The sequence below is a fragment of the Pseudomonas sp. MMS21 TM103 genome, from assembly GCF_022132145.1.
GTDB lineage: Bacteria > Pseudomonadota > Gammaproteobacteria > Pseudomonadales > Pseudomonadaceae > Aquipseudomonas.
The window spans coordinates 1471324-1487628 of the sequence record NZ_JAJISP010000001.1 but is presented as its reverse complement, the minus strand read 5'-3'; the positions used below and the strand labels follow the sequence as shown (position 1 = coordinate 1487628).

Genomic DNA, 16305 nt, shown 5'->3' with positions numbered 1-16305 from the left:
TTGCCGGCAAATTAACTTCTGGCCAGCAGGTGGTTGATGGCGAAGTCCGCGTCGGCGGCCTGCTCGTTCAATTCATGCTGCTTGATCAGGGTGTACAACTCGATGAACGGCGCGCCGAAGACCTCGGTCATGATCGGGCAACGCTGCAATTCCGCCAGCGCCTCGCTCAGATCCGCCGGCAACGCGCCGTGCTCGGACACCGCCGGGCGATCGCTGACTTCCGGCCCTGGTTCGATTTCTTGCTGCATCCCCGCCAGGCCGGCGCCGAGCATCAGCGCCAGGCTCAGGTAGGGATTGGCGTCGCCACCCGGCAGGCGGTGTTCGACCCGGCGGTTGGCCGGGTCGGAATGCGGTACGCGGAAAGCCGCGGTGCGGTTGTCATACCCCCACTCGATGCTGGCCGGCGAGGCATCCGGGCGATGCAGGCGCACATAGGAATGGGCGTAGGGCGCGAGGATCGCCATGGCGGCACGGGCTGAAGCCTGCCAGCCACCGATGAAGTGCTTGATACGTGGATGCGGCGAATTGTCGGCGGCGGTAAAGGGGTTGGCGCCGGATTCGTCGGCCAGGCTGATGTGCCAATGCAGGCCGGTGCCCGGTTCGGTCAGATAGGGCTTGGCCATAAAGGTCGCCAGGCAACCATGACGGCGGGCAATCTCCCGGGCCAGGCGCTTGAAACGGAACACCGCATCGGCCTGGGCCAGCGGCTCACCGGGGGCGAAGTTGACCTCGTACTGGCCCAGCGCCGACTCATGACCGTATCCGGTAATCGGGATGCCTTGGGCCTCACAGGCCGCCCACAGCTCATCGAAGAAGGGCGCGAAGCTGCTGGCGGTTTCCGCCGAGGCCAGGTCGTGGGAGCTTTCAATATGCGGCACCTGCGCCGACATGCCATGCGCCACCTGCAGGCCGCCTTCGGCATTGCGCTGCGGATGGACCAGGAAAAACTCCAGCTCCGGTGCGACCCTGGCGGTGTAACCGGCCGCCTTGAGACGATCCAGCACACGCTTGAGCAACTGGCGCGGCGACAACTCGGCCACTTCGTACCGGCAATGACCGTCGGCGGCAATAAAGCTCGCCTCGATATCGCAGATCACCGTCGCGGTCGGCACCGCGGCCAGCGGGTCGCGCACCAGGGTGCGCCAGTCCGGGCGCATGGCCATGTCCGGGAAGGTCGGCGGGAAGATGCTGTTGAACACCGCCTTCGGCTCGCCGCCGGTGACGGTCAGGCCGAGCAGCAACGAGGGCATCTTCGCCCCCAGGGTCTCGGCGAAGCTGGCGCGACTGAGGGTCTTGCCGCGCGCCACGCTGGTCAGGTCGGCGAACACCAGTTCGACCCGGCGAATGTCGTTGGCCTGCAGCCAGGCCAGGGCCTCGCTGGCGGTGGAAAGTTCGGGATGCATGGGAGTAAAACCTCGGGAACTAGACGCAAAGCGCAATCCACGGGATGCGCGTAATGGGTGTCCGGGCGGTTGCCGTCAGCCGCCGGTCTGGCTGGGCGCGAGCGCGACGCAGGGCAGGCCGACCCAGCTCAAGGCGGCCAACCACTCTTCGGTCAGGTGGGCCACGGTCTGCTGACGCAGCAGGGCGACCAATTCGGCATGGTGCTGACGCCGCGCTTTCTGGCTGGCGAAACGCGGATCCATTGCCCATTGCGGCTGGCCGGCCAACGCGCTCAGTTCGGAAAACTGGTAATCGTTGCTGACCGCCAGGAAGAAGGCGCCATCGGCACTGGGGAAAATATGGCAGGGCGCAAACGACGGCTGCCCGTCCACCACCGTGCGCCCTGGCGCCGGACTGGCCGCGCCGTTGGTCACGGTGTGGATGAGCGTTTCCGGCGTCATGGCCTTCCTCAAACGGAGTCAGAGTTCAAATTGTCCAGCGGGCAGAAACGACAACGGACGGGTAGCCAGGCTCCCCGTCCGTCGTCGCTACTGGCTTCAGAAGAAGGCCTGAATCCCGGTCTGTGCCCGGCCAAGGATCAGCGCGTGGACGTCGTGGGTCCCTTCATAGGTGTTCACCACTTCCAGGTTGACCAGGTGGCGGGCCACGCCGAACTCGTCACTAATGCCATTGCCGCCGAGCATGTCGCGGGCCAGGCGGGCGATGTCCAGCGACTTGCCGCAGCTGTTGCGCTTCATGATCGAGGTGATTTCCACCGCGGCGGTGCCCTCGTCCTTCATCCGGCCCAGGCGCAGGCAGCCTTGCAGGGCCAGGGTGATTTCGGTCTGCATGTCGGCCAGCTTCTTCTGGATCAGCTGATTGGCGGCCAGCGGGCGGCCGAATTGCTTGCGATCCAGGCAATACTGCCGCGCGGTATGCCAGCAGTCTTCGGCGGCGCCCAGCGCGCCCCAGCTGATGCCGTAACGGGCAGAGTTGAGGCAGGTGAACGGGCCTTTCAAGCCACGCACGTCGGGGAAGGCGTTTTCTTCCGGGCAGAACACGTTGTCCATGACGATTTCGCCGGTGATCGAGGCGCGCAGGCCGACCTTGCCGTGAATCGCCGGGGTGCTCAGGCCCTGCCAGCCTTTTTCCAGGACAAAGCCGCGGATCTCGCCGGCATCGTCCTTGGCCCAGACCACGAACACGTCGGCGATCGGCGAGTTGGTGATCCACATCTTCGCGCCGGTCAGGCGGTAACCGCCGTCGACCTTTTTCGCCCGGGTGATCATCGAACCCGGGTCGGAGCCATGGTCCGGCTCGGTGAGGCCGAAGCAGCCGATGTATTCGCCGCTGGCCAGCTTGGGCAGGTATTTCTGCCGGGTGGCTTCGTTGCCGAACTCGAAGATCGGCACCATCACCAGGGAGGACTGCACGCTCATCATCGAACGGTAGCCGGAATCGACCCGCTCCACTTCGCGGGCGATCAGGCCGTAGCACACGTAGTTGAGGCCGCTGCCGCCGTAGGCTTCCGGGATGGTCGCGCCGAGCAGGCCGGTGTCGCCCATCTCGCGGAAGATCGCCGGGTCGGTCTGCTCGTGGCGGAAGGCTTCGATCACGCGCGGCGCCAGTTTGTCGGCGGCGAACTGCTGGGCGCTGTCGCGCACCATGCGCTCTTCTTCGCTCAGTTGCTGATCGAGCAGCAGCGGGTCGATCCAGTTGAAGCTTGCCTTGGCCATTGCGAAAACCTCGAGATAAGAGGGGAATAATCATCGCGGCCTGGGCCGCGTCGACTGGGTGCATGGGAATGATCCTAGGCCGCATGCGCAGGCGGGGCAAACGAGAATTTCGCATGCTGTTGTGCTCTTTGCGCACTCCGAGGTAGCTTTGAACGCTATTTAATTCAGTTCAGAGTGAGAGTGCCGCACAGATGCGTCGCAAAATCCCCAGCACCACGGCCCTGATCGCCTTCGAATCGGCGGCCCGTCACCAGAGCTTTACCCGGGCGGCCGAGGAACTGGCCCTGACCCAGAGCGCGATCTGCCGGCAGATCGCCGGGCTGGAGGAGTTTCTCAACGTCGAACTGTTCCGCCGTTCGCGGCGCGGAGTCAAGCTGACCGAGGCCGGCTTGTCCTACGCCAGGCGGGTGGCCGCGCAACTCGACGCGGTGGAGCGCGACACCCTGGCGGTGATGGGCCAGCAAGGCGCCATGAGCATCGAACTGGCGGTGGTGCCGACCTTCGGCACCCAGTGGCTGCTGCCGCGCCTGAAGGAATTCCAGCGCCTGCACCCGCAGGTCACGGTCAACCTGACCAACCGCACCCGGCCGTTCCTGTTCGCCGATACCCAGTTCGATGCCGCGGTGTACTTCGGTGACGCCGACTGGTCAGGCACCGCCTCGCACCTGCTGATGCGCGAAAACCCCATGCCGGTGTGCAGCCCGGCGCTCCTGGCCGGGCAAAGCAGCCTCAGCGCCGAGCAGATCGCCGGCTTGCCGCTGTTGCAGCAAACCACCCGGCCCTATGCCTGGCGCCAGTGGTTCGGCTCGCTGGGCCTGACTATTGCCCGGGACATGAGCGGGGCGCGTTATGAACTGTTCTCCATGCTCGCCCAGGCCGCCATGCATGAGATGGGCGTGGCCTTGATTCCGCCCTTTCTGATTCAACGGGAACTGGCCGAGGGCCGCCTGGTGCTGGCGCTGGAACATGCCTACAGCAGCGACAAGGCTTATTACCTGATGATTCCCGAACGCAAAGTGGAGTCTGCGGCGCTACAAAGCTTTCGCGACTGGCTGGTTGAGCAGGCGCGCGATTATGCCCGGGCGAGTGATCTGGAATAAACGACAGCATGCGAAGTAATTGCGCCGGCTTCACGCGGCCAAGCAGGACCTTCCGCTTGTCCGCCAGCGGCGCAAAGCCGCTTTCAGCATGCACAACCCTGAGCAAGCTGACCCCGTAGTCAGTATTTATCATGGCTACATTCTGCTGCCAGCCATCGCACGCTGACGTCCAATTTATTGCACAGCAGAGCCGGCATAACGCCCTGAATACCTGCCTTGGGTGCCCGACCCGTCAGTACCGCAGTCATTTGATGAGTGATTATTCATGGCGCACATGCCGACGGCGCGTAAAACACCCCTCAATGGCCTTGGCGGCCAGGCACAGCAAGCCTTTGCCGGAAATAATGGTTAGCAGGTCGCAGAGTGACTTGTAGTTGTCGCAAGGTTTTACTCCATAACGCCTTGAAGGACTTATGCTGCGCCTGCAAAATGCCGCCCCCCGCCCGCAACATAGCTTCTGCTAGGGTGATTTGTGCTGATCCTCCCTTCGCCGGCGTGCCATCCGCAGTGTGCCGGTTCACTAAAAAAGATCACGCAGGAGATTTGACGTGCACATCGGTGTTCCTCTCGAAACCCATGTCGGCGAAACGCGAGTAGCCGCCACGCCAGAAACCATCAAGAAACTGATCGGCCAAGGCCATCAGGTCACCGTGCAGAGCGGAGCCGGCGTCAGCGCCAGCATTCCCGACAGCGCCTACGCCGCCGTCGGTGCCTCCATCGGCAGCGACGCCGCCGCCTTCGCTGCCGACCTGGTGCTCAAGGTAGTGGCCCCGAGCGATGCCGAGCTGAGTCATATGAAGGCCGGCGCGGTGCTGGTCGGCATGCTCAATCCGTTCAGCAACGAGACCATCGCGCGGCTGAACGCCCGCGGCATCACCGCCTTCGCCCTCGAGGCCGCGCCGCGTACCTCGCGTGCGCAGAGTCTCGACGTGCTCTCGTCGCAGGCCAACATCGCCGGCTACAAGGCCGTGCTGCTGGGCGCCCACCATTACCCGCGCTTCATGCCCATGCTGATGACTGCTGCCGGTACGGTGAAGGCCGCCCGCGTGCTGGTCCTCGGTGCCGGCGTCGCCGGCCTGCAGGCGATTGCCACGGCCAGGCGCCTGGGTGCGGTGATCGAAGCCTCGGACGTGCGTCCGGCGGTCAAGGAGCAGATCGAGTCGCTCGGCGCCAAGTTCGTCGACGTGCCCTGCGAGACCGATGAAGAGCGCGAGTGTGCCGAAGGTGTCGGTGGCTACGCGCGGCCGATGCCGGCCTCGTGGATGGAACGCCAGGCCAAGGCGGTGCACGAACGCGCCAAGCAGGCCGACATCGTCATCACCACCGCGCTGATCCCGGGGCGCAAGGCGCCGACCCTGCTGCATGAGGCCACCGTGGCGGAGATGAAGCCGGGCTCGGTGATCATCGACCTGGCGGCGGCGCAAGGCGGCAACTGCCCGCTGACGGTCGCCGAGCAGGTGGTGATTCAGCACGGCGTGACCATCGTCGGCTACAGCAACCTCGCGGCCCTGGTGCCGGCCGATGCCTCGGCGCTGTATGCGCGCAACCTGCTGGATTTCCTCAAGCTGGTCATCGACAAGGATGCTCAGTTCCACCTCAACCTCGAAGACGACATCGTCGCCGCGTGCCTGATGTGCACGGGCGGCCAAGTCGTCCGGACCAACGGCTAAGGAGTAGGGACATGGATATGATTTCCGATGGCATGTACAACCTGATCATCTTCGCGCTGGCGATTTACGTCGGCTACCACGTGGTGTGGAACGTCACCCCGGCCCTGCACACCCCACTGATGGCGGTGACCAACGCGATTTCCGCGATCGTCATCGTCGGCGCCATGCTGGCCGCGGCGCTGACCGTCACCCCGCTGGGCAAGACCATGGGCACCCTGGCCGTGGCCCTGGCCGCGGTCAACGTTTTCGGTGGTTTCCTGGTAACCCGGCGCATGCTGGAAATGTTCAAGAAGAAGGTACGCCCTGCCGCAAGCAGCAGCGCGACCGTGGAGAAGCACTGACCATGAGCATGAACCTGATCACTGTTCTCTACCTCGTCGCCTCGATCTGCTTTATCCAGGCGCTCAAGGGCCTGTCGCACCCGACCTCGTCGCGGCGCGGCAACCTGTTCGGCATGCTCGGCATGGGCCTGGCCATCCTCACCACCGTCGGCCTGGTGTACAAGCTCGGCAGCGAACTGGCCACCCAGGGCCTCGGCTTCGTCATCCTCGGCCTGCTGGTCGGCGGCAGCGTGGGCACCCTGATGGCCAAGCGCGTGGAAATGACCAAGATGCCCGAACTGGTCGCTTTCATGCACAGCATGATCGGCCTGGCAGCGGTGTTCATCGCCATTGCCGCGGTGGTCGAACCGCAGTCGCTGGGCATCGTGGCCAGCCTCGGTGACGCGATCCCGGCCGGCAACCGCCTGGAGCTGTTTCTCGGTGCAGCCATCGGCGCCATCACCTTCTCCGGTTCGGTGATTGCCTTCGGCAAGCTGTCGGGCAAGTACAAGTTCCGCCTGTTCCAGGGCGCACCGGTACAGTTCGCCGGCCAGCACAAGCTCAACCTGGCGATCGGCCTGGCGATTCTCGGCCTCGGCCTGGTGTTCACCCTGACCGGCAACCTCGGCGCCTTCGCCCTGCTGCTGGCCCTGGCGTTCGTCATCGGCGTGCTGATCATCATCCCGATCGGCGGCGCCGACATGCCGGTGGTGGTGTCGATGCTCAACAGCTACTCGGGCTGGGCGGCGGCCGGTATCGGCTTCTCGCTGAACAACTCGATGCTGATCATCGCCGGTTCGCTGGTCGGCTCCAGCGGTGCGATCCTCTCGTACATCATGTGCAAGGCGATGAACCGTTCGTTCTTCAACGTCATCCTCGGCGGCTTCGGCGGTGCGACCGACGTCACCGGCCCGGCCACTGACAAGGAAGCCCGCCCGGTGAAATCCGGTTCGGCCGACGACGCCGCCTTCCTCCTGACCAATGCCGACACCGTGATCATCGTGCCCGGCTACGGCCTGGCGGTGGCCCGCGCCCAGCACGCCCTGATGGAGCTGGCGGAGAAGCTGGGCCACCGTGGCGTCACCGTGAAGTACGCGATCCACCCGGTAGCCGGGCGCATGCCCGGGCACATGAACGTGCTGCTGGCCGAGGCCGAAGTGCCGTACGAGCAGGTGTTCGAGATGGACGACATCAACTCCGAGTTCGGCCAGGCCGACGTGGTGCTGGTGCTCGGCGCCAACGACGTGGTCAACCCGGCGGCGAAGAACGATCCGAAGTCGCCGATCGCCGGCATGCCGATCCTCGAGGCCTACAAGGCCAAGACCGTGATCGTCAACAAGCGCTCGATGGCCAGCGGCTACGCCGGCCTGGACAACGAACTGTTCTACCTGGACAAGACCATGATGGTCTTCGGCGATGCCAAGAAGGTCATCGAAGACATGGTCAAAGCCGTCGACTGACCGCTGCAGCGCATAAAAAACCCGGCCACTGCGTGCCGGGTTTTTTATGCGCGCAGGAACCGCCTTCTCGCTCGGCGACCTCTCTGCAGGTGGCTCATCAGCGATACAGATTGCCGCCGAACCGCAACAGGATTGACTAAAAAACTGATCCAGAGATCAGCAGTGTCAAGCAATCAATCTGCAACTGTACCTATAGACAACCACTGCCTTTCTATTCAGGAGCGAGATAAAGACCTGCTCCATGCGCAAACGCACGGCAATTCACTTATCACCAGTACAGTAATCGCAGAAAACAGCAAAACAGTTACCAAGCACACTATCTAATAGCTCAACAATATAACCCAGCTGTGACTATTGCACTGCTTGCAAGAAGCGGAATATGGGCACCAGGCAAAACACTCTCTAGACCCGCCACAAGCGGAAGGATGACACCATGGAACGTACACTCAGTTCCGACTTTGTATTTGAAACCAACTCCTCCAACGCCACCAGCGGTCTGCCGCTGCGCATGGTTGCCGCCCTGTTCACCTGGCAGCGCCGCATGACCAGCCGTCGCCAACTGGCGCGCCTGGATGCCCGTCTGCTGGCCGATGCCGGCATCAGCGAGGCCCAGCGCCACGCCGAGTTGAGCAAGCCGTTCTGGCGTTAAGCCTGGCGGCGCAAGCCGCTCAGCACGCACTGACAAACCCGCCCACGCCCAGCGTTGGCGGGTTTTGTCGTTATGCCCCCGGGCAAACAGCACAGCTGCCGCGCTCACCGGCAGAACAGTTTTATAAAACCAGTAACTGACCCAGTACACTTTTGCCTGACTGTGACTGCCAGGCTGGCCAGCGTCGCGCGACTATGGATACCCATACCGCCACGCCCGCCCTGCACGGGAAGGATAATTGCCATGGAGCGTATTCTCAGCGACAGCCCAGCCCCCTTCGAGCAGCCATACAACGTCTCGCTCGCCCGCCTGCGCGGCACCATCAAACGCTGGCAGCTCAATATTCGCACCCGCCGCCAACTGGCCCGACTGGATCCCCACCTGCTGGCCGACGCCGGTATCAGCCCCGGCGAACGCCTGGCAGAACTGGAAAAACCATTCTGGCGTTAAGCCAGCATGGTGTGTCGACTGGCACCTGAGCTAGGCTGGCAACAATCTGGCGTGGCCGAATGCCACGCCTTGGCTAGATGGCTCAGGAGTTTCAGGATGATCGCCTTGCGTACACTCGGTTTTTCCGTTTTATGGGTGCTGGCCACCAGCGCCTCGGCGTCCAGCTTTGTCGCCACCACCGATACCCTGGGCGGCGCCCTCATGGGCACCTCGGACGCGATGTCCGATGCCAGTTCTTCACTGCGTGACGACAAAATCGTGCTGGCCGCCCGCAGCGACGCGGCCAGCTTCATCGCCAGCCAAGGCGCCATCCGTGGCGTGCGACTGGAGGCGGCGCTGCAGCATATCCGCCAGCAGGCGCCTGACCTGGCAGCCGACGATGAGCAACTGGCGCAGGCAATCCTCAGCCGCTGAGGCACCCACAGGCCGGCAGGTGATTGGCCGGCCTGGCTTACTCAGGCCCAGTAATGCCAGGCGTGGCGGCACGCGCGCCATATTCATACACTCACTTAAGTGCGATGCTCAGGAACTGCCTGTGCGCATAGTCGTCCAACCCTAACCATTAGCGTCTCGGAGATTGCCATGCATCGTCCCTTGCTCGTCGCTGTCGCCCTGCTTGCCTTGTCCGTCGGCAGTGCCCAGGCGCAAACCCTGGTTGCCACCAGCAATATCATCGTGCGCGCGCTTGACCGTACGTTCGACTTCACCTCGGACACCACCACCTCGGTGCGCGACTCGAAAATCGTCCTCGCCGCACGTGACGATGCGGCCAGTTTCGTCGCCTCCCAGGGCGCCATTCGCGGCGCGCAGCTGGAAGCAGCGCTCAGCACCATTCGCAGCCGCGTGCCGGAAGCGCAGCAGGCCTCCGATCAGGTGCTGGCCGAAGCCATTCTCGCCAGGTGAACCTGACCCGTGCCTGGCTGCTGGTACTTGCCCTGCTGGCCAGCACCAGCGGCCATGCCGGGTTACGCCTGAGCCTTGAGCGCGACGCCCTCAGCCAGCGCGAACAGCAGGCCAGCCAGGCGCTGTTGAGCGAAGCGCTGGCGGCCCTGCCTGCACTCTTCCAGCAACGTCTGGACCGGCGCGTCCAGGTGCGCTGGCGACCGCTGCCGGCCGAGGTGTACGGCCGCGCCGGACGCTTCAGCGGTATCGAACTGAACCGCCAGCTGCTGCCTTCACTCAGCGATGGCAGCGCCGCCACTACGCCAACCCAGCGCCCGCATGGCACTGTGCGCCGCGAGCTGCTGGCCACCGTACTGCACGAACTGACCCACCTCTATGATCGTGCACGGCTCTGGCCGCAGGACGAAAAAGGCCTGCTGCAACGCTGCCGACAGCGCCTCGCCAGCCTCGGCCCAATCGGCTTGCCCGATGCCTGCCGTGGCCAGACCCAAAGGCGCTTCACCCTCAGCGATGACCCGCACCTGCTCGACCTGGCTGGCTGGCCGCAACGGGTCGGCCGACGCGGCGCGCGCGCGCAGGCCAACGGCCAGGTGGCGCGCAGCCCGGATGTCTACGAGCTGAGCAACCCGCGCGAATTCGTCGCGGTGAACCTCGAGTACTTCCTCCTCGACCCCAGCTACGCCTGTCGCCGGCCCTCACTGGCACGCCATTTCCGCGAGCATTTCGCCGGCTGGACACCGGCCCACCAGCAGCCCTGCACCGACGGCTACGCCTACCTCAACGCCGGCCGCGATTTCGCCCGCCAACCGCTGGGCACGCTCGACCCCGCGCGGATCTACCAGGTCGACTACCTGCTCGCCGAGGCCAACCAGCAATGGGCCAGCCGCTGGGGCCACAGCATGCTGCGCCTGGTGATCTGCGCCCCCGGTCGGCCGCGCGGGCCGGATTGCCGCCTCGACCTGGACGAGCACCTGGTGCTGTCCTACCGCGCCTTCGTCGGTGATCTGCAGCTGTCCAGCTGGGGCGGCCTGACCGGCGCCTACCCATCGCGACTGTTCGTCCTGCCGCTGGCCCAGGTGATTGAGGAATACACCAAGGTGGAACTGCGCAGCCTGGCCTCGGTACCGCTGAAACTCGACCGCGTGCAGCTGGAGGACTTGGTCACCCGTGCCGCCGAACAGCACTGGAGCTACGACGGCGACTACTACTTCATCTCCAATAACTGCGCGGTGGAAACCCTCAAGCTGCTGCGTAGCGGCAGCCAGCACCCGCGCCTGCAGGCGCTCGACAGCATCCTGCCCAACGGTTTGCTCGACACCCTGGTGGCCCGTGACCTGGCCGATCGCAGCGTGCTCGATGAACCGCGCGAAGCACTGCGCCTGGGCTATCGCTTCGACTCCTTCCGCGACCGCTACCAGGCCATGTTCACCGTGCTGCAGCAGCGCCTGCCGATCGCCCAGACCAGCGTCGAGGACTGGCTGGAGCAGAGCGCCAAGGTCCGCCGGCCCTGGTTCGCCAAGGCCGACCTGCGGGCCAGCGCCGCACTCTTGCTGCTCGAGCAAGCCGCGTTACGCCGTCAATTGCTGCTGGCCCAGGACGAACTGAAGCGCCGCTACCTCAGCGGTCGCGCGGCCAAGGATCCGAGCCTGAATAAAGCTGGCGGCGCCCTGGAACAGATCCTCGCCAACAGCGGTTTTCTCAGCCGGCCGGCGGAGCTGCTCGAGGGCGGTTACGGCCTGCCGCAACGCGCCGAATGGCAACACCTGGAAGCCGAGAGCCGCAGCCGCCAGCAGCAACTGCGACGGCTCAGCGACGACCTCGACCAGGAAGTGCGCAACTTGCTGGAACCGGCGCGCCTGGCGGAGCTGGAGGCCAACGAAGTCAACCTGGTGCAGCTCGGCGAACACCTGCGCAGGCTGCACAAGGCCAGCGGCGGTCTAATGCTGCCGTAGGGCGTGCAAGAGAGGGGCGGCCAAGGCTTCGCCATGTCCGCCCTAAGGGATATGTTCCTGCTGCTCTTGCGGCAACTGCTCGTCCACATGCAGCCAGGGCAACCGGTTCTGCACCCAGATATGCCGGTCCGCCGGCGCCCGCTCCGGCTGATCCAGGGTGGCAACGGTGATATCCAGGGTCTCTGGGCTGAGCGTGGTGAACAGGGTCAGGTGGGCCCCGCAGCTCGGACAGAAACTGCGCGTGCAACTGGCCGACGAGGCGAACTCGGTCGGTGTACCGGCCAACCACGCAAAGCTTGTCAGCGGCACCGTGATCCAGGTGGTGAGGATGCCGCCGGTACTGCGGCGGCAGACCGAGCAGTGACAATGGGCGATGTCGCGCAAGGGTGCGCGGAACTGGTAGCGCAAGGCGCCGCACTGACAACCACCGCTGTGAACGTCGCTCATGAGCTCTCCTCGGTCTGCACTAGCCTCAGCCTAATAGCGTTAACGCCCTTGCGCCGCTGTGCCGCGCTCTCCAAGATGGCCGCTGATCCGATGGCGGGGGTTGCCGTGCTGGAGTTGTTGCTGGCCTTGTGGCCATTGTTCGCCTTGATCGTCGCCGGCTACGCGCTACGCCGCCTGGACTTCCCCAGCGAAGCCTTCTGGCCCGGTGCCGAGCGGCTGAACTACTTCATCCTGTTCCCCGCCCTGCTGTTCAGCAGCCTGGCCAGCGCGCCGCTGGACAACCCGGCGCTGCCACACCTGGCCTTGGCGGTGCTGCTCGGCCTGGGCATCGCCTGGCTGGCGCTGCTCCTTTTGCGACGCCTGCGCGGCTGGCCGGCCGGACGTTTCGGCGCCTTCAGCCAGGGCGCGCTGCGCTTCAACACCTACCTGGGCCTGGCCGCGGTGGGCAGCCTGTATGGCCAGCAAGGCCTGACCCTGGCCGCCTTGATGCTGGCCCTGATGGTGCCCACGGTCAACGTGCTCTCGGTCTGGTCGCTGACTGCCGAACGCGGCGTCAGTGCGCGCAGCCTGCTCCTGCCGATCCTCAAGAACCCGCTGATCCTCGCCTGCCTCGGCGGCGCCCTGATCAACCTCAGCGGACTCGGCCTGCCCGGCGGCAGCGCGCGCCTGCTCGGCCTGCTCGCCGCCGCCAGCCTGCCGCTTGGCCTGCTCTGCGTCGGCGCCGCGCTCAAGCCCGAGCAACTCGGCGGCGAGATTCCCGCCCTGGCCTGGAACAGCGGCCTGCGCCTGCTGGCCATGCCGCTGCTGGCCTGGACCGTGGCCTATGGCCTGCGATTGCCCGTATTGGAAAGCAGCGTGCTGGTGCTGTTCTTCGCCCTGCCGACGGCACCGACCGCCTATGTGCTGACCCGCCAACTGGGCGGCGACAGCCACCTGATGGCCGGCATCATCACCCTGCAGACGCTGCTGGCAGCCGCTAGCCTGCCCTTGCTGCTGATACTGGTGGTGGGCTGAAGGGCTGACCCGCCAGGCGTTAAATATATTGGACTGCCATAGATGCTGAAAATATATTAATTCTGTTTAAAAACAACGATATAAGATGGTTTTTATCGATAATCAGCATACCGGCCGACTGGTCACTCGCACAAATAACGCACCATTCGTTTGACATATTTTACGGCTTTGGCAGACTGAGCCGGTGTTTCGACGGCCAGAGAGCAGCGAGAACAGGCTCAACCGCCACCCTCCCGGCAAGCCTCTGCCAGCCTGCTGCGCCAGCGCAGGCGCCCGTCGTCACCGGCAACAAAAACAGGAAGCAGTGCCGCAGCGATGGCCCTTCCTGCACAGCAACGGCAGGTTCTCCCTGCCCCAAGGTGATCTATGTCCAACAACAACAGCGGTACTACCCCCAGCACCATACGCAAGCCCGTGGTCCTCATGTCCATGGGCACCCAGGAACGTAAAGGCCATGCCTATCAGGTGATGACCCACAAATACATCGCCCCCCTCGTCGAGTTCTCCGCTTGCGTACCGTTGCTGGCACCGACCTGCTTCGGCACCGATGACCTCGAGCAATACCTCGACATGGTCGACGGCGTGTACCTCACCGGGGCCGGCAGCAACATCGACCCGGCGCTCTACAACCAGGAAAACCTGACACCGGACAAGGCCCAGGATCGCGATCGCGACCTGTTCGACCTGCCGCTGATCCGCGCCGCCATTGCGCGCGGCCTGCCAATCTTCGGCATCTGCCGCGGCATGCAGGAAATCAACGTGGCCCTGGGTGGTGACATCCACCAGAAACTCTATGCCGTCGGTGGCTTCGACGACCACCGCGAGGACTCCAACGACCCGGTGGAGGTGCAGTATGGCGAAAGCCATAACGTGCGCCTGGTCCCCGGCAGCTGGCTGGCCGACTTGCTGGCCAAGGATGAGATCACCATCAACTCGCTGCACGGCCAGGGTATCGCCACCCTGGGCGAAGGCCTTGAAGCACTGGCCTACGCCGAAGACGGTCTGATCGAAGCCATCCACGCACCAGCACTGGCGCAATTCACCCTCGCGGTGCAATGGCACCCGGAATGGCAAACCAGCGCAAACCCCGACTCGGTAAAAATCTTCCAGGCCTTCGGCGCGGCCTGCCGCCAGCGCGTGGCGCAGACGGCGGCTAACCAGCGCTAGTACACGGTGCTTGGCGGCCGAGCTTCGGCGCCAGGCGGGCGGGTATCGGAGAACAGGGCATCCTGCCTGTTCTCCTGCGAGCCATCTAGGGGAAGGTAGCGGCGGTCGCTGCAGGCGAGCGTTTTCTCACCGCCTCTCAGTCGAACAACGCCAGTTGACCGACATCCTTACCCGCCGCCGATGCCGGCAAAGGCCCTATCGCCAGGCGCTCGGCCAGCCCCGCCGCGCGCTCGGCGCGGGTTGCCACCGCCTCACTTAGGCGTGCCGGCAGGCCCCAGATCTCCACCTTGTGCTTGGCCCGGGTGATGCCGGTGTAGAACAGGCTGCGGCTCAGCAGTGGGCTGGGTTGCTCGGGCAGCACCAGCAGCACTTCGCTGAACTCCGAGCCCTGGCTCTTGTGCACGGTCATGGCGAAGGCGCTGTCATGGCTGGGCAGGCGTGCCGGGGCGAAGGGACGGAAACCCTCTTCGCTTTCGAAGAACACCCGCAGGCCGTGTTCGCTGTGCAGGCAGATGCCGATATCGCCGTTGAACAGGCCGAGGGCGTAGTCGTTCTGCCGCACCATCACCGGGCGACCGACGTACCAGCGTTCGCGGCTGGCGACCTGGCTGCGCCTTTTTACCCGCGCTTCCAGCGCTTCGTTGATCCCGGCCACGCCCCAGGCGCCTTCGCGCTGGGCGCAGAGGGCACGGAAGTCGTTGAAGGCGGCGAAGGCCGCCTGTGGGTCGGCGCTTTTCGCCGCGGCGAGAAAGGGTGCATAGCCCCGGTCCAGCCGCTCGAGCAAATCGGCCGGGGTCGGCTGGGCATTCCAAGCCAGATCGCTGCGCTGTTCTTTGAGCAACTTCAGGGTGCCGCTGACGTCGCCGCCGTTGATCCGCCGCGCCAGCTCGCCGATGCCGCTGTCGCCGGCAAAACGGTGGCTGTGCGTCAGCAGCACCACGGCATCGCCCAGACGTGATGTCGGCTGGGCGACCGCTACCTGCTGGCCGGTGATGCGTTGCAGCTCGGCGGCCGCCTGGCCGTCGAAGCCGCGGCCCTCGCACAGCTCGGCGAACACCGCGCCGGCTTCCACCGCACAGAGCTGGTCCTTGTCGCCGAGCAGGATCAGCCGTGCGCTGGGCGGCAGGGCCTCGACCAGCTTGGCCATCAGCGCCAGGTCGACCATCGAGGCTTCGTCGACCACCAGCACGTCCAGGGCCAGTGGATTGGCCGCGTTGTGGCGCACCTGCGGGCTGTCGCCACGGCTGCCGAGCAGGCGGTGCAGGGTGCGCGCCTCTTCCGGCAGCGCCGCCTTGACCGCCGCGCTGACCGGCAGTGCCGACTTGGCATTGCGGATCGCCTCGGCCATGCGCGCCGCCGCCTTGCCAGTGGGCGCGGCCAGGCCGATGGCCATTCGCTCGGCGCCGGGTTGTTCGAGTAGCGCGGCGAGCAGGCGCACCACTGTGGTGGTCTTGCCGGTGCCCGGGCCGCCGGAGATCACCGCCAGCTTGCGCCTTACCGCCTGGGCCGCGGCCAGGCGCTGCCAGTCGGGCTGTTGCGAATTGAAGGCGAACAGCCGGGTCAGGCTTGCGCCTAGCTGGGCCTCGTCGACCGTCGGCAGATCGGCCGCACGGCTGAGTAGCTGCTCGGCAAGCTGGCGCTCGTAGGCCTGGTAGCGCGCCAGATAGAGCCGCCCATGATCCAGGATCAGCGGGCTGAAGTCGCCGTCGCCACCGACCAGCGAGGAGGCCTGCAGTTGCGCCTGCCACTCGGCCAGGGCCGGCAGACAGAACGCATGGTCCGCCCAGGGTCGCTGCCCGGCGCGACGCGCCAGCGGCAGACAGACGTCGCCGTTATCCAGCGCCGCGCAGAGCAGCGCCGCCGAGACCAGCACCAGCGGCTCGGCGGCCGGATCGAGACGCCGCAGGCTGTCGACCAAGGCGCGCTCGAGGGGGCCGAAGGGCAGGTCGGCGAGGTTCATGGGGCACTCCCGTAGGTTGGGTTGAGCGAGGCGAGAGCCAAGAGAGCTGCAGCCTGCAACTTGATGGGTAGCACGCGCTCAACCCATCCTGCAT

16 protein-coding genes are annotated in these 16305 nt (G+C 65.2%); 11 read left to right on the top strand and 5 right to left on the bottom strand.

The annotated features are described in order from the left end of the window. Positions 1–11 precede the first annotated feature (11 nt). The 3 genes from LJY18_RS06825 to LJY18_RS06815 form a co-directional block, all read right to left on the bottom strand. On the bottom strand, positions 12–1403 hold the full coding sequence (locus LJY18_RS06825; RefSeq protein WP_238041023.1) for a glutamine synthetase family protein: 1392 nt from the start codon (positions 1401–1403) through the stop codon (positions 12–14). Positions 1404–1478: 75 nt separating this feature from the next. Beyond that, positions 1479–1844: a CoA transferase gene (locus tag LJY18_RS06820; RefSeq protein WP_238041022.1), complete on the bottom strand. Its 366-nt coding sequence runs from the start codon at positions 1842–1844 to the stop codon at positions 1479–1481. A 96-nt stretch (positions 1845–1940) separates the two neighbouring features. After that, on the bottom strand, positions 1941–3119 hold the full coding sequence (locus LJY18_RS06815; protein ID WP_238041021.1) for an acyl-CoA dehydrogenase: 1179 nt from the start codon (positions 3117–3119) through the stop codon (positions 1941–1943). Positions 3120–3310: 191 nt separating this feature from the next. Here LJY18_RS06815 and LJY18_RS06810 point away from each other — a divergent pair, with 191 nt between their 5' ends. The 9 genes from LJY18_RS06810 (at position 3311) to LJY18_RS06770 (ending at position 11623) form a co-directional block, all read left to right on the top strand. Continuing rightward, positions 3311–4219, top strand: coding sequence for a LysR family transcriptional regulator (locus LJY18_RS06810; RefSeq protein ID WP_238041020.1), 909 nt, complete (start codon positions 3311–3313; stop codon positions 4217–4219). 548 nt (positions 4220–4767) lie between these two features. Next, complete coding sequence (locus LJY18_RS06805) at positions 4768–5889, top strand: Re/Si-specific NAD(P)(+) transhydrogenase subunit alpha (RefSeq protein WP_238041019.1); 1122 nt, start codon at positions 4768–4770, stop codon at positions 5887–5889. A gap of 11 nt (positions 5890–5900) precedes the next feature. Then, complete coding sequence (locus LJY18_RS06800; protein ID WP_238041018.1) at positions 5901–6230, top strand: NAD(P) transhydrogenase subunit alpha; 330 nt, start codon at positions 5901–5903, stop codon at positions 6228–6230. 2 nt (positions 6231–6232) lie between these two features. Continuing rightward, the gene (locus tag LJY18_RS06795; RefSeq protein ID WP_238041017.1) at positions 6233–7669 is read left to right on the top strand and encodes an NAD(P)(+) transhydrogenase (Re/Si-specific) subunit beta; all 1437 of its coding nucleotides are present in this window, start codon (positions 6233–6235) and stop codon (positions 7667–7669) included. A gap of 433 nt (positions 7670–8102) precedes the next feature. Then, positions 8103–8318 carry a DUF1127 domain-containing protein gene (locus LJY18_RS06790; protein ID WP_238041016.1) on the top strand — a complete coding sequence of 72 codons (216 nt, stop codon included), beginning with the start codon at positions 8103–8105 and terminating at the stop codon, positions 8316–8318. Positions 8319–8561: 243 nt separating this feature from the next. After that, positions 8562–8768: a DUF1127 domain-containing protein gene (locus LJY18_RS06785; RefSeq protein ID WP_238041015.1), complete on the top strand. Its 207-nt coding sequence runs from the start codon at positions 8562–8564 to the stop codon at positions 8766–8768. 96 nt (positions 8769–8864) lie between these two features. Further along, positions 8865–9182 (top strand): DUF2388 domain-containing protein, encoded by a 318-nt coding sequence (locus tag LJY18_RS06780; protein ID WP_238041014.1) that lies wholly within the window; start codon positions 8865–8867, stop codon positions 9180–9182. Between the two features lie 168 nt (positions 9183–9350). After that, positions 9351–9671 carry a DUF2388 domain-containing protein gene (locus LJY18_RS06775; protein ID WP_238041013.1) on the top strand — a complete coding sequence of 107 codons (321 nt, stop codon included), beginning with the start codon at positions 9351–9353 and terminating at the stop codon, positions 9669–9671. After that, positions 9668–11623 carry a DUF7844 domain-containing protein gene (locus tag LJY18_RS06770; RefSeq protein ID WP_238041012.1) on the top strand — a complete coding sequence of 652 codons (1956 nt, stop codon included), beginning with the start codon at positions 9668–9670 and terminating at the stop codon, positions 11621–11623. The genes LJY18_RS06775 and LJY18_RS06770 overlap by 4 nt, the downstream gene beginning before the upstream one ends. A 42-nt stretch (positions 11624–11665) precedes the next feature. Here LJY18_RS06770 and LJY18_RS06765 read toward each other — a convergent pair whose 3' ends face one another. Continuing rightward, on the bottom strand, positions 11666–12070 hold the full coding sequence (locus LJY18_RS06765; RefSeq protein WP_238041011.1) for a GFA family protein: 405 nt from the start codon (positions 12068–12070) through the stop codon (positions 11666–11668). 75 nt (positions 12071–12145) lie between these two features. Here LJY18_RS06765 and LJY18_RS06760 point away from each other — a divergent pair, with 75 nt between their 5' ends. Next, entirely contained in the window at positions 12146–13084 is a 939-nt protein-coding gene (locus LJY18_RS06760) for an AEC family transporter (protein WP_238041010.1), read from the top strand. 366 nt (positions 13085–13450) lie between these two features. After that, positions 13451–14251, top strand: coding sequence for a gamma-glutamyl-gamma-aminobutyrate hydrolase family protein (locus tag LJY18_RS06755; RefSeq protein WP_238041009.1), 801 nt, complete (start codon positions 13451–13453; stop codon positions 14249–14251). 136 nt (positions 14252–14387) lie between these two features. On the opposite strand, the gene recD is transcribed toward LJY18_RS06755, so the two are convergent. Next, entirely contained in the window at positions 14388–16211 is a 1824-nt protein-coding gene (gene recD / locus LJY18_RS06750) for an exodeoxyribonuclease V subunit alpha (RefSeq protein WP_238041008.1), read from the bottom strand. Positions 16212–16305: the final 94 nt, after the last annotated feature.